26 protein-coding genes are annotated in these 27000 nt (G+C 72.5%); 13 read left to right on the top strand and 13 right to left on the bottom strand.

What is annotated here, in order from left to right; all coding sequences use genetic code 11:
* Positions 1–2: 2 nt before the first annotated feature.
* Together ACWCHM_RS02280 and ACWCHM_RS02275 are read right to left on the bottom strand one after the other, a co-directional pair.
* Entirely contained in the window at positions 3–926 is a 924-nt protein-coding gene (locus tag ACWCHM_RS02280; protein ID WP_204958026.1) for a tetratricopeptide repeat protein, read from the bottom strand.
* Between the two features lie 275 nt (positions 927–1201).
* On the bottom strand, positions 1202–2890 hold the full coding sequence (locus ACWCHM_RS02275) for an acyl-CoA mutase large subunit family protein (protein ID WP_454221376.1): 1689 nt from the start codon (positions 2888–2890) through the stop codon (positions 1202–1204).
* 252 nt (positions 2891–3142) lie between these two features.
* On the opposite strand from ACWCHM_RS02275, the gene ACWCHM_RS02270 reads away from it, so the two are divergent.
* Both ACWCHM_RS02270 and ACWCHM_RS02265 read left to right on the top strand, forming a co-directional pair.
* A complete protein-coding gene (locus tag ACWCHM_RS02270) occupies positions 3143–3325 on the top strand; it encodes a hypothetical protein (RefSeq protein ID WP_454221375.1) in 183 nt (60 codons plus the stop codon).
* A gap of 37 nt (positions 3326–3362) precedes the next feature.
* Positions 3363–3947 (top strand): TetR/AcrR family transcriptional regulator, encoded by a 585-nt coding sequence (locus ACWCHM_RS02265; protein WP_454221374.1) that lies wholly within the window; start codon positions 3363–3365, stop codon positions 3945–3947.
* A gap of 60 nt (positions 3948–4007) precedes the next feature.
* On the opposite strand, the gene ACWCHM_RS02260 is transcribed toward ACWCHM_RS02265, so the two are convergent.
* The 3 genes from ACWCHM_RS02260 to ACWCHM_RS02250 form a co-directional block, all read right to left on the bottom strand.
* Positions 4008–4265, bottom strand: coding sequence for a hypothetical protein (locus ACWCHM_RS02260; RefSeq protein WP_204958023.1), 258 nt, complete (start codon positions 4263–4265; stop codon positions 4008–4010).
* 165 nt (positions 4266–4430) lie between these two features.
* Positions 4431–5366, bottom strand: coding sequence for a methylmalonyl Co-A mutase-associated GTPase MeaB (meaB, locus tag ACWCHM_RS02255; protein WP_239485213.1), 936 nt, complete (start codon positions 5364–5366; stop codon positions 4431–4433).
* A gap of 235 nt (positions 5367–5601) precedes the next feature.
* Positions 5602–6795: an acetyl-CoA C-acetyltransferase gene (locus ACWCHM_RS02250; RefSeq protein ID WP_454221373.1), complete on the bottom strand. Its 1194-nt coding sequence runs from the start codon at positions 6793–6795 to the stop codon at positions 5602–5604.
* Positions 6796–6858: 63 nt separating this feature from the next.
* Between ACWCHM_RS02250 and mce the strand changes: the two genes are divergently transcribed.
* From mce to ACWCHM_RS02230, 4 genes are all read left to right on the top strand, one after another.
* The gene (gene mce / locus ACWCHM_RS02245) at positions 6859–7335 is read left to right on the top strand and encodes a methylmalonyl-CoA epimerase (RefSeq protein ID WP_204958020.1); all 477 of its coding nucleotides are present in this window, start codon (positions 6859–6861) and stop codon (positions 7333–7335) included.
* Positions 7336–7715: 380 nt separating this feature from the next.
* The gene (locus tag ACWCHM_RS02240) at positions 7716–8981 is read left to right on the top strand and encodes a DivIVA domain-containing protein (RefSeq protein ID WP_088642764.1); all 1266 of its coding nucleotides are present in this window, start codon (positions 7716–7718) and stop codon (positions 8979–8981) included.
* A 177-nt stretch (positions 8982–9158) separates the two neighbouring features.
* Positions 9159–11372, top strand: a complete 2214-nt coding sequence (locus ACWCHM_RS02235; protein ID WP_454221372.1) for a hypothetical protein — start codon at positions 9159–9161, stop codon at positions 11370–11372.
* Between the two features lie 389 nt (positions 11373–11761).
* Positions 11762–12850, top strand: a complete 1089-nt coding sequence (locus ACWCHM_RS02230; RefSeq protein WP_204958222.1) for an AI-2E family transporter — start codon at positions 11762–11764, stop codon at positions 12848–12850.
* 16 nt (positions 12851–12866) lie between these two features.
* Here ACWCHM_RS02230 and ACWCHM_RS02225 read toward each other — a convergent pair whose 3' ends face one another.
* From ACWCHM_RS02225 to ACWCHM_RS02210, 4 genes are all read right to left on the bottom strand, one after another.
* Positions 12867–13667, bottom strand: a complete 801-nt coding sequence (locus ACWCHM_RS02225) for an alpha/beta hydrolase (protein ID WP_204958018.1) — start codon at positions 13665–13667, stop codon at positions 12867–12869.
* Between the two features lie 138 nt (positions 13668–13805).
* Positions 13806–14132: a hypothetical protein gene (locus ACWCHM_RS02220; protein WP_281894711.1), complete on the bottom strand. Its 327-nt coding sequence runs from the start codon at positions 14130–14132 to the stop codon at positions 13806–13808.
* A 58-nt stretch (positions 14133–14190) separates the two neighbouring features.
* Positions 14191–15948 (bottom strand): 3-hydroxyacyl-CoA dehydrogenase family protein, encoded by a 1758-nt coding sequence (locus tag ACWCHM_RS02215; protein ID WP_454221371.1) that lies wholly within the window; start codon positions 15946–15948, stop codon positions 14191–14193.
* A 98-nt stretch (positions 15949–16046) separates the two neighbouring features.
* Positions 16047–16514, bottom strand: coding sequence for an FHA domain-containing protein (locus ACWCHM_RS02210; RefSeq protein WP_204958016.1), 468 nt, complete (start codon positions 16512–16514; stop codon positions 16047–16049).
* A 192-nt stretch (positions 16515–16706) separates the two neighbouring features.
* On the opposite strand from ACWCHM_RS02210, the gene ACWCHM_RS02205 reads away from it, so the two are divergent.
* Entirely contained in the window at positions 16707–18206 is a 1500-nt protein-coding gene (locus ACWCHM_RS02205) for an aldehyde dehydrogenase family protein (protein ID WP_454221370.1), read from the top strand.
* Between the two features lie 34 nt (positions 18207–18240).
* Here the strand turns inward: ACWCHM_RS02205 and nucS are convergent, their stop codons facing one another.
* Positions 18241–18900: an endonuclease NucS gene (nucS, locus tag ACWCHM_RS02200; protein ID WP_204958014.1), complete on the bottom strand. Its 660-nt coding sequence runs from the start codon at positions 18898–18900 to the stop codon at positions 18241–18243.
* A gap of 71 nt (positions 18901–18971) precedes the next feature.
* On the opposite strand from nucS, the gene ACWCHM_RS02195 reads away from it, so the two are divergent.
* Positions 18972–19589 (top strand): DUF4126 domain-containing protein, encoded by a 618-nt coding sequence (locus tag ACWCHM_RS02195; protein ID WP_204958220.1) that lies wholly within the window; start codon positions 18972–18974, stop codon positions 19587–19589.
* A gap of 65 nt (positions 19590–19654) precedes the next feature.
* Here the strand turns inward: ACWCHM_RS02195 and ACWCHM_RS02190 are convergent, their stop codons facing one another.
* Complete coding sequence (locus tag ACWCHM_RS02190; RefSeq protein ID WP_454221369.1) at positions 19655–20251, bottom strand: hypothetical protein; 597 nt, start codon at positions 20249–20251, stop codon at positions 19655–19657.
* A gap of 772 nt (positions 20252–21023) precedes the next feature.
* Between ACWCHM_RS02190 and ACWCHM_RS02185 the strand changes: the two genes are divergently transcribed.
* The 3 genes from ACWCHM_RS02185 (at position 21024) to ACWCHM_RS02175 (ending at position 23523) form a co-directional block, all read left to right on the top strand.
* Entirely contained in the window at positions 21024–21320 is a 297-nt protein-coding gene (locus ACWCHM_RS02185; RefSeq protein WP_204958012.1) for a DUF1540 domain-containing protein, read from the top strand.
* A 458-nt stretch (positions 21321–21778) separates the two neighbouring features.
* Positions 21779–22681 carry an ABC transporter ATP-binding protein gene (locus tag ACWCHM_RS02180; protein WP_454221368.1) on the top strand — a complete coding sequence of 301 codons (903 nt, stop codon included), beginning with the start codon at positions 21779–21781 and terminating at the stop codon, positions 22679–22681.
* Positions 22681–23523: an ABC transporter permease gene (locus ACWCHM_RS02175; RefSeq protein WP_204958010.1), complete on the top strand. Its 843-nt coding sequence runs from the start codon at positions 22681–22683 to the stop codon at positions 23521–23523. The genes ACWCHM_RS02180 and ACWCHM_RS02175 overlap by 1 nt, the downstream gene beginning before the upstream one ends.
* A gap of 84 nt (positions 23524–23607) precedes the next feature.
* Here ACWCHM_RS02175 and ACWCHM_RS02170 read toward each other — a convergent pair whose 3' ends face one another.
* Positions 23608–24456 (bottom strand): 3-hydroxyacyl-CoA dehydrogenase family protein, encoded by an 849-nt coding sequence (locus ACWCHM_RS02170; RefSeq protein ID WP_204958009.1) that lies wholly within the window; start codon positions 24454–24456, stop codon positions 23608–23610.
* A 108-nt stretch (positions 24457–24564) separates the two neighbouring features.
* Positions 24565–26004, bottom strand: a complete 1440-nt coding sequence (gene murA / locus ACWCHM_RS02165; protein WP_454221367.1) for a UDP-N-acetylglucosamine 1-carboxyvinyltransferase — start codon at positions 26002–26004, stop codon at positions 24565–24567.
* Here murA and ACWCHM_RS02160 point away from each other — a divergent pair.
* Positions 26003–26575: a cob(I)yrinic acid a,c-diamide adenosyltransferase gene (locus ACWCHM_RS02160; protein ID WP_088642777.1), complete on the top strand. Its 573-nt coding sequence runs from the start codon at positions 26003–26005 to the stop codon at positions 26573–26575. The two genes, murA and ACWCHM_RS02160, sit on opposite strands and share 2 nt — an antisense overlap.
* Complete coding sequence (locus ACWCHM_RS02155; protein ID WP_454221366.1) at positions 26551–26976, top strand: VOC family protein; 426 nt, start codon at positions 26551–26553, stop codon at positions 26974–26976. The genes ACWCHM_RS02160 and ACWCHM_RS02155 overlap by 25 nt, the downstream gene beginning before the upstream one ends.
* Positions 26977–27000 lie beyond the last annotated feature (24 nt).

Genomic DNA, 27000 nt, shown 5'->3' with positions numbered 1-27000 from the left:
GATCAGAACAGGGCGCTGGCCAGGGCGCGACGGGCGGAGGCCACGGCGGGGTCGTCCGGGCCGGCGATGCTGAACAGCGAGACCAGGTGTTGCCGGGCCCGGTCCCGGTCGTCACCGGCGGTCCGCCGGACCAGCCCGACCAGCCGTTCGTACGCCTGCTCGGCCATGCCGCTGAGCACCTCGATGTCGGCGGCGAGGAGCTGGGCCTCGACGTCGTCGGGGTTGGCCTGCGCGGCGGCGAGGGCGGTCTGCGGGTCGGCACCGGCGACCCGCCGGGCCACCCCGACCTGGGCCAGGCCGGCCTCGGCGGCGGCGTCCGCCGGGGACTCGGCGAGGATCTTGCGGTACGCCTGCTCGGCGGCGTCGAGGTCGCCGCTCATCAACGCGTCGTCGGCCTCGTCGAGGCGCGGGTCCTCCGGTTCGGCGACGGTGACGCCACCGGCCTTGAGCACGGCGGCGAGCCACTGACGCAGCTGTGGCTCGGGGATCACCCCGGGGAAGGCGTCGATCGGCCGCCCGCCGACCACCGCGTAGACGGTGGGGATCGCCTGGATCTGGAACATCTGCGCGATCCGGGGATTCTCCTGGACGTCGACCCGGGCCAGGACCCACTGGCCGGCGCCCTCGGCGGCCAACCGCTCCAGCACCGGGGCGAACTGGTCGCTGTCCGGGTAGCCGGCCGCGCCGAAGAAGACCACCACGGGTGTGGTCATGGACCGTTCGAGCACCCCGGACTGGATGTTCGCCTCGGTCACGTCGAGCACGGCGGCACCGCCACCTGTGGCGGGACCGCCAGGTGCGCCGGTGGGTGCACCGGTCTGGCTCGGTGTGGCGGGACGGGAACTGGCCGGGGCGGTGCCGCGCAGCGCGCTGAGGTCGACCGCGCCGCGGGTGAAGATCGACGAGGTGATCCGTGGGTCGCTCATGGTTACCTAGTCTCGCACGATCCCCACCGTCCCCGGCTCAGCCACAACGCCCACAGTTGCCACTCTCACCTCCCGTTCCTCCCCCCGCCACCCCCGCGCCCCCGCGCCCGCCCTCCACCCGGTCGATCATGGAGTTGTGGTGGGCGTAGCGCCCCATTTGTGGGGCTCTGCCATCACCACAACTCCATGATCGACGGGGGTGGGGGGTGGGGGTGGGGGGTTGGGGGTGGGGGGTGGGGGGTGGGGGGTGGGGGGTGGGGGGTGGGGGGTGGGGGTTAGAAGCGGGGGGGTTCGCGGTAGGTGCCCCATTCGGCGCGTAGGGCGTCGCAGATTTCGCCCAGGGTGGCTTCGGCGCGGACGGCGTCGAGCATGGGCGGGATCATGTTGCCGCCGGTGCGGCTGACCTCGACCATGCGGGTCACCGCCGCCGTCACCGCGGCGTCGTCACGGGCGGCCTTGCGCTCGGCGAGGACCCGACGCTGCTCCAGCTCCACCTCGTGCGAGATGCGCAGGATCTCCAACTCCTTGGCGACCGTGCCGGTGTGACAGTTGACCCCGACGATCTTCTTGTCGCCCTTCTCCAGGGCCTGCTGGTAGGTGAAGGCCGACTCGGCGATGTGGCCGGTGAACCAGCCGTCCTCGATGCCGCGCAGGATGCCGGAGGTCATCGGGCCGATCCGGTGCGGGCCGTCGCCGCCGAGCTGCCGAATCCGGGCGAAGATCTCCTCCGCCTCGGCCTCGATGGCGTCGGTGAGCGCCTCGACGTACCAGGAGCCGCCGAGCGGGTCGGCCACGTTGGTCACCCCGATCTCCTCCATCAGCACCTGCTGGGTGCGCAGGGCGATCTCGGCGGATTCGTCGGTGGGCAGGGCGAGGGTCTCGTCCAGGGCGTTGGTGTGCAGCGAGTTGGTGCCGCCGAGCACGGCCGCGAGGGCCTCCACGGCGGTGCGTACCACGTTGTTGACCGGCTGCTGCGCGGTCAGCGACACCCCGGCGGTCTGGGTGTGGAACCGCAGCCAGAGGGCCTTCTCGCTGGTCGCGCCGTAGACGTCGCGCAACCAGCGGGCCCAGATCCGGCGGGCGGCCCGGAACTTGGCGATCTCCTCGAAGAAGTCCAGGTGCGCGTCGAAGAAGAAGCTGAGCCCGGGGGCGAAGACGTTGACGTCCAGCCCGCGCGAGAGCCCCAGCTCGACGTAGCCGAACCCGTCGGCCAGGGTGTACGCCAGCTCCTGCGCGGCGGTCGCGCCGGCCTCGCGGATGTGGTAGCCGGAGACCGACAGCGGCTTGTAGCGGGGGATCTCGGCGGCACAGTACTCCATCAGGTCGCCGATCAGGCGCAGGTGCGGCTCGGGGTCGAACAGCCACTCCTTCTGCGCGATGTACTCCTTGAAGATGTCGGTCTGCAACGTGCCGTCCAGCTTGGACAGGTCGACGCCCTGCCGCTCGGCGGCGACCAGGTACATGCAGAACACCGGCACCGCCGGCCCGGAGATGGTCATCGAGGTGGTGACGCCGGCCAGGTCGATGCCGTCGAAGAGCACCTCCATGTCGGCGGCGGAGTCCACCGCCACCCCGCAGTGGCCGACCTCGCCGAGCGCCTGCGGGTCGTCGGAGTCGCGCCCCATCAGGGTCGGCATGTCGAACGCGACGGAGAGCCCACCGCCGCCCGCGCCGAGGATCATCTTGTACCGCTCGTTGGTCTGCCGGGCGTTGCCGAACCCGGCGAACTGCCGGATCGTCCAGGCCCGCCCCCGGTAGCCGGTCGGATGCAACCCCCTGGTGTACGGGAACTCGCCCGGCCAGCCGATCCGCTCGAACCCGGGGTACGCGGTGCCCTCGGGGGGCCCGTACACCGGTTGCACGGTGACGCCGGACAGGGTGGTGAAGTCCGCGTCCCGCGTGCGCGCGGCGTCGTACCGGGCCTGCCAGCGTGCCCGTCCGGCGGCGATCTCGTCAGCGTCCATCCGCGGGGCTCCTCCTCGAGTCCTCGACCGAACCCCGAGTGTAGAACGAAAACCTGAACGATCACTAAGGGAACCCACCCGCCCCCACCCCACCCCACGCTGCACCTCGCCCCGACACACGCTGCGTCTCGGTGATCAAGAGGTTTGCGTCATGATCCGACCGAAATCTGACGTAAACCTCTTGATCAACTGACGCAAACCTCTTGATCACCGGGGCAGGCGAGGGGCAGGACGGGTGGCGAACGCCAACGGGTGGGCATCGCCGGCGCCCTGGTCACCAACCCCCGGCTGCTGGTCGACGAGCCCACCGCCGCGCTGGACCGGGTACGCAGCCACGAGGTCGTCGAACTGCTCGCCCGGGAGGCCCGGGAGCGCCGTGTCGCGACCGTCATGGTCACCCACGACCAGGACGCGACACGGTTACGAGATGATTGACGGGAAGCTCACGCCAGCCTGACCGAAGGATCCGCCGGTGCCGAAGATCCAGGCAGCCACCGTCGCCGAGCACCGTGCCCGGCAACGCGCGGCGATCCTGGACGCCGCCCGGTCGATCCTCGCCGAGGGTGGGTCGCAAGCGCCGAGCCTGGCCGCGGTCGCCGCGCGGACAGGCCTGGCGCGGCCGAGCGTCTACCAGTACTTCAACTCCCGTACCGATCTGCTCGACGCGGTCATCGTGGACCTGCTCCCCCGCTGGTCGACGTACGTGACGCAGCGGATGCGCCGGGCCACCACCCCCGGCGACCGGGTCCTCGCCTACGTGGCGGCCAACCTCCACCTGGTCGCCAAGGGCGAGCACCCGGTCTTTCGCGGACTGTCGGCGATCGCCTCCCCGGAAGCGCTCGCCGAACCCAGCCGTCGGCTCCACGAACAGCTACGCGCTCCGCTCGTCGAGGCCCTCGCCGAACACGGCGCACCCGACCCGGCCGGCACCGCCGAACTCATCCAGGCGATCGTCTACACCGCCTCCCACATGATCGAAAACGGTGTCGGGGAGGCCAAGGCCCGTTCGCTCGCGCGCGGGCTGCTGGAGCCGTACCTGCGGCAACCGACCGGCTGACCACACACCACCGGCGGCCAGCGGAATGGCCGTCCCCATTGCGCGCGGGCGCAGTGCCGATCAGGTGTAGAGAACCAGGTGCCAGTGCGGGTTGTGGCTGGCGGAATAGTTGCAGGCGTAGTCGTGGTACCGCGAATTCGGCAGCTCGACCGCATTGCTGCCGGCCTGGTAACAGGAGGTGCTGTTGGTGAACCAACCACCGCTCACCGAGCCTGCGCTCGCGGCGGCCGTCGTCGTCGCCAACGTCAGCGACACCGCGCCGACGACGAGCGCGCCGGAGACGCCGAGCCGGGTGGCTATTGTTCCGATCCTGGTCACGGTATTCCTTCCCTTCCTCGGTTCGGAGACCGCGCCCCGGCCGGCAGAATGCGCCCGGGCCCGAGATCAGTTTCGTGGTTCCTGTATACACGCGTACATCGCGGCATTCAAGAGCAGCAATACGCCGCCCGAAAGGGGCAGGTGGTGTCCGGCCCGCAGGCCCGGTCAGGAGCTGATCTGGGCCAACAGCTCGTCCGCCGCCGCGTACGGGTCCAGCGCCCCCTCGGCCACCTTCGCGGCGAGCGTCGGCAGCTCCGTACCGTCGCGCAGGGAACCGATCCGGGCGCGCAGGGTGCCCAGCGCGATCGCCTCGATCTCGGCGGCGGCCCGCTTCTCCCGGCGGCGGCGCAACTCGTCGTGCTGCTCCAGCCAGGCCCGGTGCTTGTCGATCGCGGCGGCGATGTCGTCGATCCCCTCGCCGCGTGCGGCGACCGACCGGACCACCTGCGGACGCCACTGCCCCGGCCCGCGCTCGCCCAGCGCGATCATGCCCTGGATGTCGCGGACGGTGTTGTCCGCGCCGTCCCGGTCCGCCTTGTTGACCACGAAGACGTCGGCGATCTCCAGGATGCCGGCCTTGACCGCCTGGATCGCGTCACCCATGCCGGGGGCGAGCAGCACCAGCGTGGTGTCGGCGAGCGACGCCACCTCCACCTCGGCCTGGCCGACGCCGACGGTCTCCACCAGCACCACGTCGCAGCCGGCGCCCTCCAGCACCCGGACCGCCTGCGGCGTCGCCGCCGACAGCCCGCCGAGATGGCCCCGGCTGGACATCGACCTGATGTAGACCCCCGGGTCGGTGGCGTGATCCTGCATCCGGACCCGGTCGCCGAGGATCGCCCCGCCGGTGAACGGGCTGGACGGGTCGATGGCCAGCACCCCGACCCGGTGCCCGCCCGCCCGCAACGCCCGTACCAGCTCGTTGGTGGTGGTCGACTTGCCCACCCCCGGAGAGCCGGTCAACCCGACCACCTGGGCCTGCCCGGCGTACGGCGCGAGCGCCGCCGCCACCTGCGGCAGCACCTCGTCGCCGGACTCGACCAGGGTGATCAGCCGGGCCACCGCCCGGGCGTCACCCTCGCGCGCCCGGCTCACCAGCATCGGTACGTCCCGACTGCGACGAACCGGGACAGCGGTCGGGGCGGGGGCGTTCTCGACAGTCACTGGGCCACCTTCGCTCACGACTGCGGGGCTCGCAAACCCCGCTCACTCCTCACGCTCGCCACCGCGCCACCTTCGCTCACGACTGCGGGGCTCGCAAACCCCGCTCACTCCTCACGCTCGCCACCGCGCCACCTTCGCTCACGACCGCGGGGCTCGCAAACCCGGCCGGCAGTCAGTCCTGGATGTCGGTCGGCACGTGGATGATCAGGGCGTCGCCCTGACCTCCGCCGCCGCAGAGCGCCGCCGCGCCGGTTCCGCCGCCGCGCCGCTTCAGCTCCAACGCGAGGGTGAGCACCAGCCGGGCACCGGACATGCCGATCGGGTGGCCGAGCGCGATGGCGCCGCCGTTGACGTTGATCTTGTCGGCACCGACCCCGAGGTCCCGCGCGGACTGGATGCCGACCTGGGCGAACGCCTCGTTGATCTCGATGAGGTCGAGGTCGTCGATGCTCAGGCCGCCCTTCTTCAGGGCGTGCTGGATGGCGTTGGACGGCTGCGAGTGCAGGGAGTTGTCCGGGCCCGCCACGTTGCCGTGCGCCCCGACCTCGGCCAGCCAGGCCAGGCCCAGCTCGTTCGCCTTGGCCTTGCTCATCACGACCACGGCCGCCGCGCCGTCCGAGATCGGCGACGAGGTGCCGGCGGTGATCGTGCCATCCTTGGTGAACGCGGGACGCAGCTTGGCCAGCGACTCGGCGGTGGTGTCCGGCCGGATGCCCTCGTCCTCGCTGATCACCAGCGGGTCGCCCTTGCGCTGCGGGATGACCACCGGGGTGATCTCGTCGGCGAAGTGGCCGTTCTTCTGGGCGGCGGCGGCCCGCTGGTGGCTGGTCGCCGCGAACGCGTCCTGCTCCTCGCGGGTGATGCCGTGCCGTACGCCGAGCCGCTCGGTGGACTCGCCCATCGAGCAGCAGTCCCAGGCGTCGCTGAGCCCGTCGTGGGCCATGTGGTCCTTGACCGTCACGTCACCGTACTTGTAGCCGGCGCGCTGGCCGAGTAGCAGGTGCGGGGCGTTGGTCATCGACTCCATGCCACCGGCCACCACGATGTCGAACTCGCCGGCCCGGATGAGCTGGTCGGCCAGGGCGATCGCGTCCAGGCCGGAGAGGCACACCTTGTTGATGCTCAGCGCCGGCACCGACATCGGGATGCCGGCCTCCACCCCCGCCTGCCGGGCCGGGATCTGCCCGGTGCCGGCCTGGAGCACCTGCCCCATGATCACGTACTGCACCTGGTCCGGGGCGACCCCGGCACGCTCCAGCGCCGCCTTGATCGCGATGCCGCCGAGCTTCGTCGCGGGGAGGTCCTTCAGGTTGCCCAGCAGCCGGCCCATCGGGGTCCGCGCGCCGCTGACGATGACCGATGCCACTGTCTGCCTCCGAGGGGGGTACCGAGCTGTACGCCTTAACGGCTGTTCGGCCAGACTAGCGGCATGGCTGAGAACTCCCCCGTCGAGCCCGCTGCCGACTGCGTCACAGACATCGGGCTGCGCCGTATCGATCACGTCGGGGTCGCGGTGGCCGACCTGGACGCCGCGATCGACTTCTATCAGCGCACCTTCGGGATGCGCTGCATTCACGAGGAGACCAACACCGAGCAGGGCGTACGCGAGGCGATGATGGCGGTCGGCCCGACCGCCGAGGGCGGCTGCGTGCAGCTGCTCGCCCCGTTGTCGCCGGAGTCGACCATCGCCAAGTTCCTCGACCGTAACGGCCCCGGACTGCAACAGCTCGCCTACACCGTCGCCGACATCGACGCCGCCTGCGCGACGCTGCGCGACCGCGGCGTACGGCTGCTCTACGACACCCCGAAGCGCGGCACCGCCAACTCCCGGGTCAACTTCGTCCACCCCAAGGCCGCCGGCGGCGTCCTCATCGAACTCGTCCAACCCGCCGACACCCCCCACTGAGGTTTCCCCCTCCCCCGCCCCGCCCCTCCGTGTTGATCAAGAGGTTTGCGTCATCTTGATCTCCAGACTTGACGCAAACCTCTTGATCACCGGGGCAGAGCGGTCCGGGGTGGGGCGGTTCGGGGTGGGGCGGTCCGGGGTGGGGGTGGCTTTTCGTGGGGTGGTGGGGGCATTGTGCGGGGGTGCCATTGCGGGGTTGGCGGGGAAAAGGTCGGGCGCTGCCGGGATAGCGGGCGGTAGCGGCGGCGGGGCCGCCCGGACCAGCCAAGATCGCCGTTTGGTGTCGGCCGCCGGTACGACCCGGTGGACCATGTAAAGAGGACACGAAAGCTCGGCACCGCTCTTGCGAACGACCCCGGGGGGTCTGCAAGTATGTCCCAATGCCCCAGCAGCAGTCCTCCCCTCTCGCGTTCTTCGATAACGCGAACTCGCAGCCCGACTTCACGGTGGGCCTGCGCGGCTACAACACCCACCAGGTCGATGACTTCCTCGGCCGGATGACAGCCGCGCTGACCCAGTCGGAGCAGGCCCGCGCCGAGGCCGAGCAGCGGATGAACGACGCCCAGCGTCGGCTCCGCCAGGCCGAGCAGCGGCAGGCCGCGCTTGAGCAGAAGCTCACCGACACCAACAAGCAGCTCGAGGAGAACAGCCGGCCGACCCTGTCGGGTCTCGGCACCCGGGTCGAGCAGATCCTCCGGCTGGCCGAGGAACAGGCCAACGACCACCGCAACGAGGCCAAGCGCGAGTCGGAAGGGATCCTCTCCGCTGCCCGGCTGGAGGCGCGGGAGATCACCGACAAGGCGCGCGCCGAGGCCGCCGCGATGAAGGCCACCGCCGAGCGGGAGGCCGGCACCGTCCGCACCGCCGCCGAGCGGGAGGCCGCCGAGGCCCGGGTGCAGGCCCGTCGGGAGGCCGACACGCTGCGCGCCGACGCCGACCGGGAGACCAAGCAGCTGCGTACGGTCACCGCCCACGAGGTGGCCGAGCTGAAGTCCACCGTCGAGCGGGAGGTCGCCACCCTGCGTGCCACCGCCGAGCGGGAGATCACCCAGCAGCGGGCGAAGGCCGCGCGGGAGGCCGAGGAGAAGCGCGCCGAGGCGACCAAGCTGCTCACCGACGCCCGCGACAAGCGGGACAAGGACCTCCAGGCGCTGGAGCTGCAGCTCGCCGAGCGGCGGGAGAAGGCCGAGCGCGAGGAGTCGGAGCGGCACGCCGCCCAGGTGGCGCAGACCCAGAAGCTGGTCGGCGAGGCCGAGCAGCGGGCGCGGGCCGCCCAGGAGCGGGCCAAGGAGATCGAGCAGCGCGCCGAGGCCCGCCGGGTCGAGTCCGAGCGCACCGCCAACGACACCGTCGACAAGGCCAAGGCGTTGGCCGAGAAGACCCTCAACGAGGCCAAGGCCGAGGCGAAGCGGCTGCTCACCGAGGCGCGCACCGAGGCCGACCTGACCACCCAGGCGGCCCGCCGCGAGGTGGAGGACCTCACCCGCCAGAAGGACGCGGTCACCTCGCAGCTCGGCCAGATGCTCTCCGGCCTGGCCGGGATCGTGCCTGGTGTGCCGGCCCAGCAGCAGGCCGCCGCGCCGGCCAAGGCGGAGCCGGCGAAGGCCGACGCCGAGTCCCGGGCGACCGCGGAGACCGCCAGCTGACCGAACGCATCGACGGGGCATGAGTCGCGGCGCGGAGGGACACCGGATGACCGGTGCACCCCCGCGCCGCGCCCGTTCCCGCCCTGTGACACCCTGTCGCGGGACAGCACTGAAACAGCTCCCCACAGCGGCGTCCGTATCGCCCCCGGAGGGCCGGATGCGTGTGAGGATGGGGGCATGTCGCACGGCGAGGAACTGTTCGCTCTCGGCGGGGATGTGACCACGGAGCCCAGCTTCGAGTCCGCTCTGCGGGGATACGACAAACGACAGGTCGACCGGTACGTCGCTCGTGCGGAGCACGAGATCGCCACGCTGACGGGTGAGCGGGAACAGGCGTACACCCAGATCCACAAGCTGGCCGGTCAGGTCGAGCACCTGCAGCGGGATCTCGCCCAGGTGCGCAAGCAGGTCGGGGTGGTGGACCGGGCCTCCTTCAAGCACCTCGGCCCCCGGGTCGAGCAGATCCTCGCTCTCGCCGAGGAGCAGGCTGACGCCATCCTGGTCGCCGCCAACGAGGAGATCGAGGCCCGTCGGGCCGCCGCCGAGCACATCATCGACGAGGCCCGTGAACAGGCTGCCCGGGCGCTCAAGGACTTCGAGATCGCGCTCGCCGCCCGGCGTGCCGAGGAGGAACGGCACACCACGGCCCGCAAGGCCGAGGCGGACGCCGCCGTGCGTACCGCCAAGCAGGAGGCCGCCCGGCTGCGCAGCACCGCCAAGGACGAGGCGACCCTGCTGCGCGCCACCGCCGAGGACGAGTCCAACCGGTTGCGGACCGCCGCCCAGGAGGCCCTGAACCGGGCCCAGCAGGAGGCCACCCAGCTCCGTGACACCGCCAAGGAGATCCACGCCCGGGCCCAGCAGGAGGCCACCAAGCTCCGCGAGATGGCGAAGGCGGCGCTGGCCAAGGCCCAGAAGGAGGCCACCGACCTGCGCGAGGCCGCCAAGGAGGTGCATCTCAAGGCGCAGCAGGAGGCCCGGCGGCTCGTCGATTCGGCGACGGAGACCAGCCGTGCCACCCACGCCAAGGCGCTCCAGCAGGCCAAGCAGGTCACCGACGACGCCGACGGCGCGGCCAAGGCGACCCGGGAACGCGCCCGGCAGGAGGCGCAGCGGCTGACCACCGAGGCGACCGAGGCGGCCCAGCGCAGCCGGGCCGAGGCCGAGGCGTACGTGCAGCGGATGCGCACCGAAACCGAGGCGTACGTGCAGCAGTCCCGCGCCCAGACGCAGCAGGAGTTGGGGGCCTGGCGCGCGGGGGTGGAGCAGGAGGTCAACGGCCGGCGGGAGGCCGCCGACCGGGAGCTGGCCCAGCGCCGGGCCGCCGCCGAGCAGGAGTTCGCCAAGCGCCGCGACGAGCTGGACCGCAAGCACCAGGCCCGGCACGACGAGCTGGAACAGCAGCACGGCACCCGGCAGGCCGAGCTGGAGCGGGAGTGGGCCGCCCGGCGGGACGAGATCGAGCAGGGGGCGGCCGAGATCCGCCGGGCCGCCGAGGCGGACGCGGCGACGCTACGCCGCACCGCCGAGCAGGAGACCGCCGAGTTGCGGCGGCGGGTGGAGCAGGAGACCACCGAGCTGATCGACCGGGTCGAGCGGGAGACCGCCGAGAAGCGTCGCCAGGCCGACGAGCACGTCGCCGCCTCCCGTCGGCAGTTCGACGAGTACGCGGCCACCACCCAGCAGCACCTCGCCACCACCCAGCAGCACCTCGCCGCCACCCAGCAGGAGGCGGCGGCCGGCCGGCAGCAGCTCGCCCGGGTGATGTTGGAGATCGCCCAGGCCCAGCAGCAGCTCGCCGACCTGCGTCAGGAGACCTGGCAGGCGCGGCAGGAGCACGACGAGTTGCAGCGGGAGGTCACCGCCCTGCGGGCGGGCGCCGCGACGCCGGTGGGCGTCGACGCGGTGCTGCCGTCCCCGGACGGCGACCGGCCGGGGACGGGTCCGCTCGGCAACGGCGGGAAGCCGAAGCCGAAGCCGACGCGCACCGCCGACACCCCGGCACCGCAGCCGGTGGGCTCCGCACCGGCCGGCGGCGGTAAGGCCCCCGCCGGCAGCGACGCCGGGAAGGAACCGGCCGTCGCCGGTACGGGCTCGGTCGTGGCCGTCACCAGGCCGGCCGGCGGTCCCGCCACCAACGGTACGAAGCCGACCGGCGGTACGGACGGTGCCGCGAAGCCGAAGGCCGAGCCGGTGACCACGGTGGACGGCGGAACGGCCAGCGCCGGGGTGGACGGCGAGCCGACGGTCGCCGCGGTTCCCGGCACCGCCGGCCGGGACGCCACTCCGACGAAGATCACCAGTACCGGCGAGAACGGCAAGCGGCCCAGCAAGCCGACCACCGATGAGCGCAGCGCCAAGCCGAGCACGGTGACCGTCGAGTCCGAGTGACCACCGGCTCCGAGTGACCCCGGCGGGGTGCCCCGGGTGGCCGGCGGGGCACCCACCCCACTACCCTGCGGGCAGGAGCCCGTACGGTAGGTGGTCGCCGGGTGGGTCGGCTGATCCGCTCCGGTCTGCCATGCCGAGGGCGGAACTGGGGAGGTTCGGTGGCACAGCACGGCCCGGCCCGCGACGACGCGACCCGGGACAGCGCCCCTGCGGGCGTACCGACGGCCCGGACCGGGGCGGAACCGGTGACGGCCCGCTCCGAGCCGCCGCCCGGCACGACCGGAGAGCGCACCACCGGGGCAGAGCCCGCCACGCGCGGAGAGCCCGCCGCATCGATCGGCCGGGCCACCGACGCCCCCACCACGGTGCCGGACGTACCTGCCCACGACGTGCCGGGGGACGGCTCCGCCGGGTCGGTCGCCACCGGCTCGGGGCGGTTCGGTCGACCCGGGCGGCCACTGCGCCGCAGCAGTTTCCTGGTCGGTTTCACCGGGGCCCTCGGCGTGCTGCTGGCGTACACCGTGTTCCTGGGGATCCGCAATGCCGGCGGCATCCTGGTCCTGGTGGTGATCGCGCTCTTCCTGGCGGTGGGGCTCAACCCGGCGGTGGTGCGGCTGCGCCGCTGGGGGTTGCCGCACGGGCTGGCGGTGACGGTGGTGGCGCTGACCCTGGTGCTGCTGATCGTCGCCGGGCTGGTGGCGCTGGTGCCGCCGGTGGTGACCCAGACCGGGCAGTTCATCGACCAGCTCCCCAGCTACGTCGAGGAGCTGCGCCGCAACCGCACCGTCAACGACCTGGTGGTCCGCTACGACGTGATGCAGCGCGTGCAGGCGCTGGCGAACGCGGACACCGTGGGCCGGGCGCTCGGCGGGGTCCTCGGCGGCGCACAGTTGATCTTCGGAACCATCTTCCGGGTGCTCACCGTGCTGGTGTTGACGATCTACTTCCTCGCCTACTTCGACCGGCTGCGCGACCTCGGGTACGCGTTGGTGCCGAGGTCACGTCGGCAGCGGGTCAGCCTGATCGGCGACGAGATCCTCACCAAGGTCGGCGCGTACATGGTGGGGGCGCTGAGCATCGCGGTGCTGGCCGGCGCGACCAGCTTCGTCTTCGCCCTGGTCGTCGGGCTGCCCTACCCGTTCGCGCTGGCCGTGGTGGTGGCGGTGACCGACCTGATCCCGCAGATCGGGGCCACCCTCGGCGCGGTGGTCGTCAGCCTGGTCGGCTTCGCCACCGCGCTGCCGATCGGCATCGCCTGCGCGGTCTTCTTCGTGCTCTACCAGCAGGTGGAGAACTACCTCATCTATCCGAAGATCATGCGGCGGTCAGTGGAGGTCAACGAGGTGGCCGCGCTGCTCGCCGCCCTGCTCGGGGTGGCGCTGATGGGGGTGGTCGGCGCGCTGATCGCCATCCCGGTCGTCGCCGCCCTCCAACTGATCCTGCGCGAGGTGGTGCTCCCCCGCCAGGACCGCCGCTGAGCCGACCGGAAGGGGCTCAGTCGGCGGCGGGCCCCGGCACGGGGGTGTCGGCGAAGGCGGCCACCGTCCGGTCGGCGTACGCGCTGACGTCGCCGGTCTCCATCGGGCCGTCCCAGCTGGTCGGCAGCGGCAGTGGCACTGCCGGGTTCACCAGCCTGACGATCTCGTCGAGCACCCGTTCGGCGTCGCCCACCCACAGGTGCTTGGCCCCGGGCACGCCGACGACCTCGGCCTGCGGCACCGCCGCGAAGCGTTGCCGGGCCTCGTCGGGGCGCAGGTAGTCGTCGAACTCGGGCACCAGCGCGGTCAGCGGCCGGCCCGACTCCGCCCAGACGGCCAGGTCCCCAGGGTTCGAGAAACGCAACGGCGGGGAGAGCAGGATCGCCCCGGCCACCGCCGGATCGCAGCCGTACTTGAGGGTCAGGTCGGTGCCGAACGACCAGCCCACCAGCCAGATGTTCGGCAGCTCGTGAAACTCGGCGTACTCGATCGCGGCGGCGACGTCGAAGCGCTCGCCCACCGCGTTGTCGAACGCGCCCTCGCTGGTGCCCCGGACACTGCTGGTGCCCCGGGTGTTGAACCGGAGCACCGCCAGGTCGGCCAGGGCGGGCAGCCGCCAGGCCGCCTTGCGGAAGACGTGGCTGTCCATCATCCCGCCATGGGTGGGCAGCGGGTGCAGGCAGACCAGGGTGCCCGCCGGGTCCCGGTCGGCCGGGCGGGCCAGCTCGCCGACGAGCCGCAGCCCGTCGGCGGTGTGCAGCTCGATGTCCTCCCGGTGGCCGGGCAGGATCGACGACGCGCGGATCGGTGTGCTCACCGCCCCAGTCTGCCGCGACGTCGGCGCGGACGCGCGCCCGGGGCGCAACCGGGGTGACCCGGATCGCCCGACCAGCCGACCGCCAGGGACCCCGACCACCAGGAACCCCGACCACCAGGAACTCCGCGCGCGGACCGGTCAGCCGTAGCGGGGAGCGCCCCGGCCGCGCAGCAGGTTCGGTCCCCGCCGGTCCCGGGCCCGCCAGCAGCCGTTGTGCCAGTGCCGCCGGTCGGTGAGGTCGCCCGCGCCGTCGGCCGGCCAGGCCACCAGGTGCGCCACCCCGGGTCGGATCTCCTGGTCACACCCGGGGCAGCGGTACGTCTTGACGGACGCCCCGCCGCTGATTCCGCGTACCTGCCACTCGCCGTCGCGCCACTGCTGCACGGACTCCACGCCGTGCCGGGCCCGTTCGGCGTCCAACGGACCGGTGTCCTCACGGCGGGGACGGTTGCGACGGGGGCTCACCGTGCCAAGGTTACGGTCAGCCCGGCGTCCCGGCGGGGTGAGGTCGATCGCCCCGGATTCAGCGTCCGGTGTGCTCGCGGAACCCCCGGCCGGCGGTGACCAGGTGCTCCAGCAGCGGCGCGGGAGCCAGGCCCGGTTCGCGCGATTCCCGGTACAGCGCCCGCTGCACGGCCAGCGTCACGTCGAGGCCGATCGCGTCGAGCAGCGCGAACGGGCCCGTCGGGTAGCCGCAGCCGAGGGTCATCGCGTGGTCGATGCCGTCGGCGGTGGCGTACCCGGCCTCCAGCATCCGCACCGCGTCGTTGAGGTACGGGAAGAGCAGCGCGTCGACCACGAAGCCGGCCCGGTCGCCGCAGACCAGCGTGGTCCGGCCGAGGGCGGCGCAGACCGCACGGGCGGTGGCGGTGGCCTCCGTCGAGGTCCGGACGGTGGTCACCACCTCGACCAGCGGGCGTACCCGCACCGGGGCGCAGAAGTGCAGGCCGAGCACGTCGGCGGGACGGCTGGTGGCCATCGCCAGGTCGATCACCGGCAGCGCGGAGGAGGTGGTGGCGAGCAGCACGCCCGGCTTGCAGACCTCGTCGAGGCGGGCGAACAGCGCCCGGGTGGCGTCCAGCTCCCCCGCCGTCGCCTCGACCACCAGGTCGGCGTCGGCGAGTTGCTCCACCGCGTCCGCCCAGGTGATCCGGGCCAGCGCGGCGTCCCGACCGGTCGCGTCCCGGCGGTCCCGGGTGACGTCCTCGTCGAGCGCGGCCCGGACCGCTTCGGCGGTCCCGGCGGGCCCGTCCGCGCCGACGGCGACCACCTGGTGGCCGGCGGCGGCGAACACCGCGGCGAGATCGGCCGCCGTCGTCCCCGAGCCGACGACACCGACCGTGGCCACGGCCGTGGTGCCCGGCACGTCGTCGGCGGCGGTGGGGGTCGACCCGTCGGGTACGACCTTCGCCGAGCCCGGCTTGTCGTAGGTGTAGAAGCCGTGTCCGGTCTTGCGGCCGAGCAGCCCCGCGGTGACCATCTGCCGGATCAGCGGCGTCGGGGCGTGCCGGCGGTTGCGCCCGCCGTGCCGGTACATGGTGTTCAGGATCTCGTACGCGGTGTCGAGGCCGATCAGGTCCAGCAGGGCGAGCGGGCCCATCGGCAGGCCGCAGCCGAGGGTCATCGCCGCGTCGAGGTCCTCACGGGTGACGTAGCGGGCCTCGAACAGGCCCACCGCCTGGTTGAGGTAGCCGAACAGCAGGGCGTTGGCGATGAACCCGGCCCGGTCGCCGATCGTCACGCCGACCTTGCCGAGCCGGGCACAGAGCGCCTCGGCGTCGTCGACCACGTCGGCGGCGGTGACCACGGTACGGACGACCTCGACCAGCTTCATCACCGGTGCCGGGTTGAAGAAGTGCAGGCCGACGACCTGGTGGGGACGGCCGGTGGCGACGGCGATGTCGGTGACGCTCAGCGAGGAGGTGTTGGTGGCGAGGATGGCGTCGGGCCGGCAGATCCGGTCCAGCTCGGTGAAGATCCGCCGCTTGAGGTCGAGTCGCTCGGGGACCGCCTCGACAACCAGGTCCACCGCGTGCAGCGCGTCCAGCCCGACCTGGAAGTCGACCCGGGCGTGCAGGGCGTCCCGGTCGGCAGCGGCCAGCTTGCCCCGCGCCACCGCCCGGTCGGTCGACCGGGCGAGGGTGGCCCGGCCCCGGGCCAGGGCGTCCGGGGAGATCTCCACCGCGACGACGTCGACGCCGTTGCGGGCGAACACCTCGACGATGCCGGCACCCATGGTGCCCAGACCCACCACGCCCACCCTGGTGAACTCCCGCGCCACGACCGGCCTCCCCTGGTTGATTCCGCCGCTGCCGGCATGAACGAACGCTAAGGTTATCCGCCGGGACCGGCGCGGGGGAGGTCGGTCCCGGATCCGCCTCAGGCGTCGACGCCGCTGGGTGCGGGGACCGGGGCGGCCGGCAGGGCGTCGGCGGGGCCCGGGGCGCGCGACGGCAGGGGCAGGGTGGGCCGGTGGTCCCGACGACCGACGGACCCTCCGGCGAAGCGCAGGCCGACCGGGTCGGTGGTGGCCAGTCCGGGGTCGAAGTAGCGCAGTTCGGTACGGCCGAGCCGGATCACGTCGCCGTCGGTGAGCGGCTCGGCGTCGGCGATCCGCCGGTCGTTGAGCCAGGTGCCGTTCGTCGATCCCAGGTCGACCAGGATCACCCCGTCGTCGGTCAGCCGCACCTCGGCGTGTCGCCGGCTCAGGTGCGCGTCGGCGACCGCGATGTCGGCGGTCGGCGCCCGGCCGATCACCTGCGGCTGGGGCCGGACGCGGAAGCTGGCCCCGCGCATCGGGCCAGCGGCCACCGTCAGCAGTGGCATCAGTTCCGGATGATCCTGCATGGACAGTCAGCTCCCCACCCACCGTCGCCCCGCGGTCAGCCTGCCAGCTCCGCGTGACCAGCTCACCACCCGCCCGGCCATCTCCGCGACCCCTGCCGGCCATCCGGTGTCCACCGAACAGGCGGCGACGGAGCGATAGCTGAGCGGTGTTCACAACTACCAGCGGGTAGCCTCCGGGTCTAGACTGCCGCCATGACGGCTGTGCAGGTCCCGGGGGTCCCGGTCATCTCCGCCGGTCGGCTGGTCTCGACGAGCCCGGCCACCGGCGACGAGGCCGGCAGCGTGCCGGTCGCCACCGCCGAGGAGGTCGGCCACGCGGTCGCCCGCGCCCGCACGGCCGGGCAGTGGTGGGCCGGGCTCGGCTTCACCGGTCGCCGCACCCGGCTGCTGCACTGGCGGGCCCTGCTCGCCCAGCGGGTCGAGGAGCTGGCCGAGCTGATCCACGTCGAGGGCGGCAAGCCCGTCGGGGACGCAGTCGTCGAGGTGCTCACCGCCATCGAGCACATCGACTGGGCGGCCCGCAACGCCCGCCGGGTGCTGGGGCCCCGCCGGGTCCGCTCCCGGCTGATCCTCGCCGAGTTCTCCGGCCACCTCGAATACCAGCCGCACGGCGTGGTCGGGGTGATCGGCCCGTGGAACTACCCGGTCTTCACCCCGGTCGGATCCGCCGCCTACGCGCTGGCCGCCGGCAACGCGGTCGTCCTCAAGCCCAGCGAGTACACCCCGGTCGTCGGGCAGTGGCTGGTCGACGCGTTCGCCGAGGTGGTGCCGGAGCAGCAGGTGTTCACGGCGGTGCACGGCCTGGGCGACGTCGGCGCGGCGCTGTGCCGCTCGGGCGTCGACAAGGTGGCCTTCACCGGTTCCACGGCGACCGCCCGCCGGGTCATGGCCGCCTGCGCCGAGTCGCTGACCCCGGTGCTGCTGGAGGCCGGCGGCAAGGACGCGATGATCGTGGACGCCGACGCCGACCTGGACGCCGCCGCGGAGGCGTGCGTCTGGGGCGCGCTCACCAACGCCGGCCAGACCTGCATCGGCATCGAACGGGTCTACGCGGTGGCGGCCGTGCACGACGAGTTCGTCGGCAAGGTGGTCGCCCGCGCCGAACGGCTGACCGTCGGCGCGGATGGGGCCGATCTCGGCCCGATCACCATGCCGAGCCAGCTCGACGTGATCCGCCGGCACATCGACGAGGCCATCGCCGCCGGGGGGCGGGCCGTGGTGGGTGGTCCCGCCGCCGTCCAGCCGCCGTACGTGCACCCGACCGTGCTGGTCGACGTCCCCGACTCCGCGTCGGCGATCCGCGAGGAGACCTTCGGCCCCACCGTGACCATCACCCGGGTCGCCGACGCCGACGAGGCCGTACGCCGCGCCAACGCCCTGCCGTACGGCCTGGGGGGTTCGGTGTTCGGTAGGCGCGACGCGGTGGCGATCGCCCGGCGGCTGCGCTCGGGCATGGCGTCGGTCAACTCGGCGCTCACCTTCGCCGGCATGTCCACGCTGCCGTTCGGCGGGGTGGGTGACTCGGGCTTCGGCCGGATCCACGGTGAGGACGGGCTGCGCGAGTTCGGCCGGGCCAAATCGGTCACCAGGCGACGGGCCCGTTCGCTGCTGCCCGCGATGACCTTCGAGCGGACCCCGGCCGACGTGGCCCGGATCGTCAAGGTCACCAAGGCCCTGTACGGCCGCCGCTGACCCCGCCCGTAGGCGCGGCCCGCCGGGCGGATGGTCAGAAGAGGGTCAGTTCGTCGCGCACGATGCCGCGCAGCCGGTCGTAGTCGACCACCACGCAGCGGATGCCCCGGTCGGTGGCGAGGACCCGGGCCTGCGGCTTGATCTCCTGGGCGGCGAAGACACCGCTCACCGGGGCGAGCAGCGGATCGCGGTTCATCAGTTCGAGGTAGCGGGTGAGCTGCTCGACGCCGTCGATCTCACCGCGTCGCTTCACCTCGACGGCGACCGCGCCGGCGTTGGCGTCCCGGCAGAGCAGGTCGACCGGGCCGATCGCGGTCATGTACTCCCGCCGGACCAGGGTGAAGCCCTCCCCCAGCGTCTCCGGGTTGGCGGCCAGCAACTCCTGCAGGTGCGCCTCGACGCCGTCCTTGCGCAGCCCCGGGTCGACGCCCAGCTCGTATGAGGTGTCCTGGAAGACCTCCTCCAGGGTGATCCGCAGTTCCTCGCCGGCCTTGTTGACCACCCGCCACACGCCGGGGGCCTCCTCCAGCCGGCAGGGCGGGCTCATCCAGTTCAACGGCTTGTACGCGCGGTCGTCGGCGTGGATCGACACCGACCCGTCCGCCTTGACCATGAGCAGGCGGGTGGCCAGCGGCAGGTGCGCCGAGAGCCGTCCGACGTAGTCCACCGAGCACTTCGCAATCACCAGACGCACCCGACGAGGGTAGCCGAGGACCGGCCGGTCACCGTCGCGCGGCACTGGCGTGCCGGTGCGATGCTGAGATGGTGTTCGAAGTCCTCACCGGTACCGGGCTCGCCGCCTCGGCGGGTCTCAACGCCTACATCCCCCTGCTCACCATGGGTCTACTCGCCCGCTACACGAGCCTGATCGACCTGCCGAGCGGCTGGCAGTGGCTCAGCAACGGCTGGGTGTTGGCGATCCTCGCAGCGCTGCTCGCGGTCGAGGTCGTCGCCGACAAGGTGCCCGTGGTCGACCACGTCAACGACGTCGTGCAGACGGTGGTCCGCCCCACCGCCGGCGGGCTCGCGTTCGGCGCGGGGTCGGGCTCGGAGACGGTGACGGTCAGCGACCCGGGCGGGTTCTTCTCGTCCCACCAGTGGGTGCCGGTGGCCGCCGGGGTCGCCATCGCGCTCGGGGTGCACCTGTTCAAGGCGGCGGCCCGGCCGGTGGTCAACGCGACCACCGCAGGCTTCGGCGCACCGGTCGCCAGCACCGCCGAGGACGCCACGAGCGTGCTGATGTCCCTGGTGGCGATCATCCTGCCGGTGCTGGTGCTGGCGTTCCTACTGGGCATGGTGGCGTTCGTGGTCTGGTTCCTGCGCCGACGCCGGGGCCGTCGCCAGGAACGCGAGGCGGCCCGCGCCGCCGGCTACCGGGTCTGACCCCCGCCACGTACGCCGATGGCCGGCACCCCGGGCGGGGTGCCGGCCATCGTGTCGTACGTGGGTCAGTTGTTCCAGTGCTGGGCGACGAGGTCGGCGGCCTGCTGTTCCCACTGGGCGTAGTGGTCCGGGTACGCCGACACCTGCACCGTCTGGGCGGCCTTGGTCAGCGGCATGTCCTGCCAGCCGTCGACCTGCTTGAGGCCCTTGAGGAAGGCGAGGGTGGCGTATTCGGGGTCGGTGATCTGCTCCACGGTGCCCCAACCACTCGACGGGCGCTGCTGGAACAGGCCCTGGGAGTCGTGGTCGTTGCGGTCGCCGAGGTGGCCGAGGTTCTCCAGCTTCGACTCCTGCAGGGCGGTGGCGATCGACACCACTGCGGCACGCTCGTCCATGCCGGCCTTCTTCGTCGCCGCGATGATCGCCTTGACGTTGCCGGTCTGCTCGTCGTTGAGGTCGATGCGGGACTGGTCGCCCTGCACACCGTGCGGGATCAGCGTGGCCTTGTCCACGGCGGGCTTGTCTGCCTGGACCACGGCCACGGTGTGGTCGGTGGCGGTCGACCCGGCGGTGCCGTGGTTGAGCGGGCCGGCGGCCAGGCCACCGGCGACGGCGAGACCGGCGATACCGAGAACACTCTTACGCAGCATGGTGGTCGTCATGGGGGATGCTCCTTCGAGGGGGTCGACGCCACCCGACCGGTCGGGGGACCGGGGCCACCGGCGGAGCCGGCGGTGGGGGCGTAAGCACCACGACGAGGCGCTCATGAGGGAAAGTCGGTAGGTCTCCGGCGGGCCCTGCCGCTCACGCCGGAACCCGATGTAACGACCGGGGGCCCCGCATCATTCCGGGGCACTGCCCACCTGCGGACCTGCCGGGCGGGGCGCTCCTACGGTCGTACGAAGGGTGTAACGACCACGGGCCGGCCGGGATTCCGCCGTCGGGGTGCCGCCGGTCACGGGACGCCCCACCCCGGCGACCCCGTACCGGACACCGGTGACGATTCACCCACACCAAACGGGATATGTCCGGCAGAAGAGACGCCTTGCGCGCCCACTCGACCCACCAGCCATGTCGGGCCCAGCCAGCGTCCGGTCGGCCCCGTCCGGCCGACCTGATGCGTACCGGCCCACCCGGCCCGCGCCGGTGATCAAGAGCTTTACGTCGCGATCAAGAGCTTCGCGGCGCGATCAAGAGCTTCGCGGCGCGATCAAGAGCTTCGCGGCGCGATCAAGAGGTTTGCGTCACTGAGAGCGCTCTCCCTGCCCGCAATTCTCTTGATCACCGAGTCGAAGCGGGGTGGGGGCGGGCAGGGAAGGAGGGGCGGGGCGGGGGTGGGGGCGGTTTCGGTGGGTGGATTCGGTGGAGGAACGGCCCGCGCCCACCGGAGCAATGCCTATCATTTGTGGCATATCTACCGAAAGCGAGGTTGTCATGACCGCAGCGCTGGAAATGCCCCGGGTTCAGGAGTGCGCGGCCTCGTCCTGCGCCTACAACCACACCAACGACTGCCACGCGTTCGCCATCACCATCGGCAGCACCGACCACGCGCACTGCCACACCTTCGTGGAGCTGCCGGTACGGGGCGGTCTCGACCGGCTCATCGCCCAGGTGGGCGCGTGCAGCCGGGCCGACTGCCGGCACAACGCCGAGCTGGAGTGCCGCGCCCCGGCGATCACCGTCGGCCCCGACAACGACCTGGCCGACTGCATGACCTATCAGAGCCGCTGACCGACCGACCACCACGGGGGCCGGGGCCACACGCCCCGGCCTCGCCGCCCGACCCCAGCCCGGCCCAGGCCCAGCCCCAGCCCCGACCAGGCCCAGCCCGGACCGGCCCAGCCCCAGCCCCGACCAGGCCCAGCCCGGACCGGCCCAGCCCCAGCCCCGACCAGGCCCAGCCCGGACCGGCCCAGCCCCAGCCCGGACCAGGCCCAGCCCGGCTCAGCCCCAGCCCTGGCCCAGCGGACCTGGCCCGGTCCTGGCCCCCGTGCCCGGCACCGCCGAACAACCCCTGGCAGCGAACATCTCAGGCACCTCCGAACATCCCCGGCACCGCCGGACGTCCCCGGTTGTGCAACACCTCACAGGCCCTGGTCGGGGACGACCGGGCCGCCGCGACGCGACCCGGCCGAGACCGGCACACCCCGGGCCGCCGCGCCGCACGGCCTGGTCGCACACTGGACGGCATGGAAGACGAGCTCGCGATCTCCGTACGGGGACTGCGCAAGGCGTACGGCGACAACGTCGCGGTGGCGGGGGTGGACCTTGACGTCCGCCGGGGCGAGGTGTTCGCCCTGCTCGGCCCGAACGGCGCGGGCAAGACGACCACGGTGGAGATCCTGGAGGGCTACCGGCAGCGCGACGCCGGTGAGGTGAGTGTGCTCGGCACCGACCCCGGTCTCGTCCTCGGCTCCCGCCCGCGCGGCCCACGGGCGGGCGCACCGCGCACCTCCCGGGGTCAGGCCGCCGACTGGCGGTCCCGGGTCGGCATCGTGCTCCAGGGCACCGGCGAGTTCGACGAGCTGACCGTCGCCGAGGTCGTCAGGCACTTCTCCGGGTTCTATCCCGAGGCGGACGACCCGGACAGGGTCGTCGAACGGGTCGGGTTGGGCGCCAAGGCCAACGCCCGTACGCACACCCTCTCCGGCGGGCAGAAGCGCCGCCTCGACGTGGCGCTGGGCATCATCGGCCGCCCCGAGCTGCTCTTCCTCGACGAGCCCACCACCGGCTTCGACCCGGAGGCGCGGCGCGAGTTCTGGGAGCTGATCCGCCACCTGGCCGCCGCCGGCACCACTATCGTGCTCACCACCCACTACCTGGACGAGGCGGAGTCGCTCGCCGACCGGGTCGGGGTGATCGCCGCCGGTCGGGTGATCGAGGTGGCCCCACCGGACCTGCTGGGCAACCGTCAGGACGCGCTGGCGACGGTCTCCTGGCGTACGCCTGACGGGACGTTGGAGACGGCGCAGAGTGCGACGCCGACGGCGCTGGTGGCGGAGCTGGCCGCGCGCTTCGGCGGTGAGGTGCCCGGTCTGACGGTGACCCGGCCGACCCTGGAAGACGTCTACCTGAGCATGATCGGACACTGATGACCACCACTACGAAGCCGGCGCCCCCGTCCACCACCGGCCGCCGGCGGGTCGGGCCGGGGGCGCTCGCCCTGCGCCAGGGCCGGCTGGAGATCACCCAGTTCCTGCGCAGCCGGGAGTCCGTCGTGTTCACGATGGGCTTCCCGATCATCATGATCCTGATCTTCGCGTCGATCTTCGACGGGACGATCGGCGGCGGGGTCAAGTTCACCCAGTACTTCATCACCGGCATGATCGCGACCGGGCTGATGACGGTGAGCTTCCAGAATCTCGGCATCTGGATCCCGATCGAGCGGGACCGGGGCGTGCTCAAGCGCTACCGGGGCACCCCGATGCCGAAGTGGGTCTGGTTCGCCGGCAAAGTGATCATGGTGGTGGCGATCGGCATCGCCGAGACCGCGCTGCTGCTGGCGGTCGCCGTGGCGCTGTTCGACCTCGACCTGCCGGCCACCGCCGCCAAGTGGTTCACCTTCGGCTGGGTCGCCGTGCTCGGGGTGACCGCCTGCACCCTGTGCGGGATCGCCATCTCGTCGCTGGCCCGCACCGCACGCAGCGGCTCCGCCGTGGTCACCCCGGTCTCCCTGGTGCTCCAGTTCATCTCCGGGGTGTTCTTCGTCTTCACCGACCTGCCCACCTGGATGCAGCAGGTGGCGGCGTTCTTCCCGCTCAAGTGGATGTGCCAGGGCCTGCGCGCGGTCTTCCTGCCGGAGAGCTTCGGCGCGCAGGAACCCGGCGGCTCCTTCGAGCTGGGCCGGGTCGCCCTGGTCCTCGCCCTGTGGTGCGTGATCGGCCTGGTGCTCTGCCTGACCACCTTCCGCTGGACCACCAAGCGCGACGGCTGACCCGCCGGGCGCGAGCGACACGTTGCGCCGGTGCTGCGGTGTCCGCCGGTGGGGACACCGCAGCACCGGCGACGTCGGCCGGGCTCAGTACGGGTAGAAGCCCTGGCCGGTCTTGCGGCCCAGGTCGCCGGCGGTGGCCATCCGCTGGAGCAGCTCCGGCGGGAAGAACTTCTCGTCGGCGGTGTCGGTGTAGATGTTCCTCGTGGCGTTCAGCAGGACGTCCACGCCGGTCAGGTCGACCGTGGCCAGCGGGCCCATGGCGTGACCGAAGCCCAGCTTGCAGGCGGTGTCCAGGTCCTCGGCCGACATCACCCCGGACTCGACCAGCTTGACCGCCTCCATGGCCAGCGCGCAGATCAGCCGGGTGGTGACGAAACCGGCGATGTCCCGGTTGACCACCACCACCGTCTTGCCGATCTCCTCGGCGAACGACCGGGCGGTGGCCAGGGTCGCGTCGCTGGTCTTGTAGCCGCGCACCAGTTCGCACAGCTTCATCATCGGCACCGGGGAGAAGAAATGGGTGCCGACGACCGACTCCGGGCGCTGCGTGGCGGTGGCGATCTGGGTCACCGGGATGGCCGACGTGTTGGTCGCCAGCACCGCGTCCGCCTTGCAGATCTTGTCCAGCGCGCGGAACACCTCGTGCTTGATCTCGATCTTCTCGAAGACCGCCTCGACCACGATGTCCGCGTCGGCCGCCGCCTCCAGCTCGGTGGTCGGGGTGATCCGGCCCAGCGTGGCCTCGACCTCGGACGGGTCGATCTTCCCCTTCTCGGCGAACTTCGTCAGCGACTTCCGGATGCCGTCCACACCGCGCTTCGTGGCCGCGTCGTCGATGTCCCGCAGGGTCACCTGCCAGCCCGCCTGCGCCGCCACCTGGGCGATGCCGGAACCCATCAGCCCGGCCCCGACGACCGCGAGTCGACCCGCCATCTGTTTCTCCCTCGCCTGCGATTGAGTGTCTGCCAGCACCCTAGTCGGCGAGCCTGAACGACCGCTAAGCCCCGGACGGTCGGACCGGCGACGGGAGCGGCGGGCGGGTCAGATGGTCAGCTCGGGGGCCTCCGGAACGGTACCCCGCTCCACCTCCACCCCGAGCGCACGCAGGTCGGCCACGAAGTCCGGGTAGCCCCGGTCCACGTGGTGCACGTGGGACACCTCGGTGACCCCGTCCGCGCAGAGCCCCGCGATGATCAGCCCGGCACCGGCTCGGATGTCGGTGGCCCGGACCGGCGCACCGGAGAGCCGGTCGCGGCCCCGGACCACGGCGTGGTGCCCGTCGGTCTTGATGTCGGCACCGAGCCGCACCATCTCGTTGGCGAACATGAACCGACCGTCGAAGATGTTCTCGGTGATCAGTGACGCCCCCTCGCTCACCGCCGCCAGGCCGATCGCCATCGGCAACAGGTCGGTGGCGAACCCCGGGTAGGGCAGGGTCACCACGTCGACGGCGGCGGGGCGGTCGTCGGCGCGGACCCGGAAGGCGTCTCCCCGGGTCTCCACCAGCGCGCCGGCCGACACCAGCTTGTCCAGGGCGACCTCCAGGTAGGCCGGGTCGATCCCGGTGACCGTCACGTCCCCCCGGGTCATCGCCGCGCCGAACGCCCACGTCCCGGCGACGATCCGGTCCCCCACCGTGGCGTGCCGCACCGGGCGCAGCGCGGGCACCCCGGCGATGCGCAGCGTCGAGCTACCGCAGCCGGAGATCCGGGCACCCATCCGGTTGAGCATCGTGCAGAGGTCGACGATCTCCGGTTCCCGGGCCGCGTTGTCGATCGTCGTCACGCCCCGGGCCAGCACCGCCGCCATCACCAGGTTCTCGGTGGCGCCCACGCTGGGGAAGTCCAGCACGATCTCGGCCCCCCGCAGCCCGTCCGGGGCGGCGGCGATGACGAAGCCGTGCTCACCGGAGACCTCCGCGCCCATCCGGGCCAGCCCGGCGATGTGCATGTCCAGGCCCCGGGAGCCGATCGCGTCCCCGCCCGGATGGGCCACCCGCACGTACCCCCGGCGGGCCAGCAGCGGGCCGAGCACGCAGATCGACGCCCGCAGCCGACGTACCAGGTCGTAGTCGGCGTCCGCGCCGGGCTGCTCGGGCACGTCGATGACGACCGAGCGGGACCGGGCCTGCCCGCCGTACCCGACCATCGGGTCCACCGGGTCGTCCGCCGCGAAGTGCACCGCGCAGCCGAGCCGGCGCAGCACCTCGCCCATGATGGCGATGTCGGTGATCCGGGGCACGTTCGTGATCACCGTACGCCCTGGTGCCAGCAGCGCCGCCGCCATCAGCTTCAACGCCGAGTTCTTCGCCCCGACGACGTGCACCGTGCCGGCCAGCCGGGCGTCGCCACCGACCCGGATGACGTCGACCGCGTCGACCGCCGGGTCACCGGCGTCACCCGGCCCCACCTCCACCGGCCAACCGGCCGGGGCGGGCCGTGCCGGGATCGTCAGGTCCGGTATCCGTAGGCTGTGCGTCATGGCCGTCCACCTCACGCGCATCTACACCAAGGCCGGCGATGCCGGCATGACCAGGCTGAGCAACAACGAGCAGGTGCCGAAGACCGATCCGCGGATCGCCGCGTACGCGGACGTCGACGAGTGCAACGCCGCGCTCGGCGTGGCGCTCGCCCTGGGGCAGCTCGACGACGAGCTGCGGGCCGTGCTGGAGTCGATCCAGAACGACATGTTCGACGTGGGCGCCGACCTGGCCACCCCCGTCGAGCCGGACCCGGCGTACCCGCCGCTGCGGGTCACCGAGGAGTACGTCGAACGCCTCGAAGGCTGGTGCGACGAGTACAACGGGCGACTGGGCAAGCTCGACTCCTTCATCCTCCCCGGCGGCACCGCTGGCGCGGCGCTGCTGCACGTGGCACGGACGATCGCCCGGCGCGCCGAACGGGCGGCCTGGGCCCTGGTCGCCCACGATCCGGATCGCACCAGCTCCCTTCCGGCAAAGTATCTCAACCGCCTCTCCGACCTGCTGTTCATCCTGTCAAGAACGGCCAATCCGGGCGGCGATGTGCTATGGGTGCCGGGCGGCAGGCGCTGAGCACGGGCGGGCTGCACCACGTCGAGGTCTGGGTACCCGACCTGGCCGCCGCGAAGCGGAGCTGGGGTTGGCTGCTCGGTGAGCTGGGCTGGACGTCGTACCAGGACTGGCCGGCCGGCTGTTCCTGGCGGCACGGCCCGACGTACCTGGTCGTCGAGGAGTCCCCGGCGCTCACCGGGCGGACCCACGACCGGCGCGCCCCGGGCCTCAACCACCTGGCCTTCCACGCCGGTCCGCCGCACGCGGTGGACCGGCTGGTGGCCGACGCCGCGGCCCACGGCTGGACGCTGCTGTTCGCCGACCGGCACCCGCACGCCGGCGGCCCGGACAGCTACGCCGCCTACCTCACCGACCGGCAGGGCTACGAGGTCGAACTGGTGGCCGCCGTCGCCGCACCGTGACCGCCAGCGGCCGGGTGGGTAGGC

The organism is Micromonospora sp. SCSIO 07396 (assembly GCF_053667945.1).
This window is presented reverse-complemented; position numbering and strand designations above follow the sequence as displayed.

Excerpts from the sequence above, each read along its gene's own strand:
- ACWCHM_RS02235 (WP_454221372.1), top strand. The coding sequence starts at position 9,159 with ATGTCGCACGGCGAGGAACTGTTCGCTCTCGGCGGGGATGTGACCACG.
- ACWCHM_RS02240 (WP_088642764.1), top strand. The coding sequence starts at position 7,716 with ATGCCCCAGCAGCAGTCCTCCCCTCTCGCGTTCTTCGATAACGCGAAC.
- ACWCHM_RS02170 (WP_204958009.1), bottom strand. The coding sequence starts at position 24,456 with ATGGCGGGTCGACTCGCGGTCGTCGGGGCCGGGCTGATGGGTTCCGGC.
- ACWCHM_RS02185 (WP_204958012.1), top strand. The coding sequence starts at position 21,024 with ATGACCGCAGCGCTGGAAATGCCCCGGGTTCAGGAGTGCGCGGCCTCG.
- ACWCHM_RS02275 (WP_454221376.1), bottom strand. The coding sequence starts at position 2,890 with ATGGACGCTGACGAGATCGCCGCCGGACGGGCACGCTGGCAGGCCCGG.
- ACWCHM_RS02160 (WP_088642777.1), top strand. The coding sequence starts at position 26,003 with ATGGCCGTCCACCTCACGCGCATCTACACCAAGGCCGGCGATGCCGGC.
- meaB (WP_239485213.1), bottom strand. The coding sequence starts at position 5,366 with ATGCTGGTGAGCCGGGCGCGCGAGGGTGACGCCCGGGCGGTGGCCCGG.
- ACWCHM_RS02155 (WP_454221366.1), top strand. The coding sequence starts at position 26,551 with ATGGGTGCCGGGCGGCAGGCGCTGAGCACGGGCGGGCTGCACCACGTC.
- ACWCHM_RS02180 (WP_454221368.1), top strand. The coding sequence starts at position 21,779 with ATGGAAGACGAGCTCGCGATCTCCGTACGGGGACTGCGCAAGGCGTAC.
- murA (WP_454221367.1), bottom strand. The coding sequence starts at position 26,004 with ATGACGCACAGCCTACGGATACCGGACCTGACGATCCCGGCACGGCCC.
- ACWCHM_RS02280 (WP_204958026.1), bottom strand. The coding sequence starts at position 926 with ATGAGCGACCCACGGATCACCTCGTCGATCTTCACCCGCGGCGCGGTC.
- ACWCHM_RS02190 (WP_454221369.1), bottom strand. The coding sequence starts at position 20,251 with ATGACGACCACCATGCTGCGTAAGAGTGTTCTCGGTATCGCCGGTCTC.
- ACWCHM_RS02210 (WP_204958016.1), bottom strand. The coding sequence starts at position 16,514 with ATGCAGGATCATCCGGAACTGATGCCACTGCTGACGGTGGCCGCTGGC.
- ACWCHM_RS02205 (WP_454221370.1), top strand. The coding sequence starts at position 16,707 with ATGACGGCTGTGCAGGTCCCGGGGGTCCCGGTCATCTCCGCCGGTCGG.
- ACWCHM_RS02175 (WP_204958010.1), top strand. The coding sequence starts at position 22,681 with ATGACCACCACTACGAAGCCGGCGCCCCCGTCCACCACCGGCCGCCGG.
- mce (WP_204958020.1), top strand. The coding sequence starts at position 6,859 with ATGGCTGAGAACTCCCCCGTCGAGCCCGCTGCCGACTGCGTCACAGAC.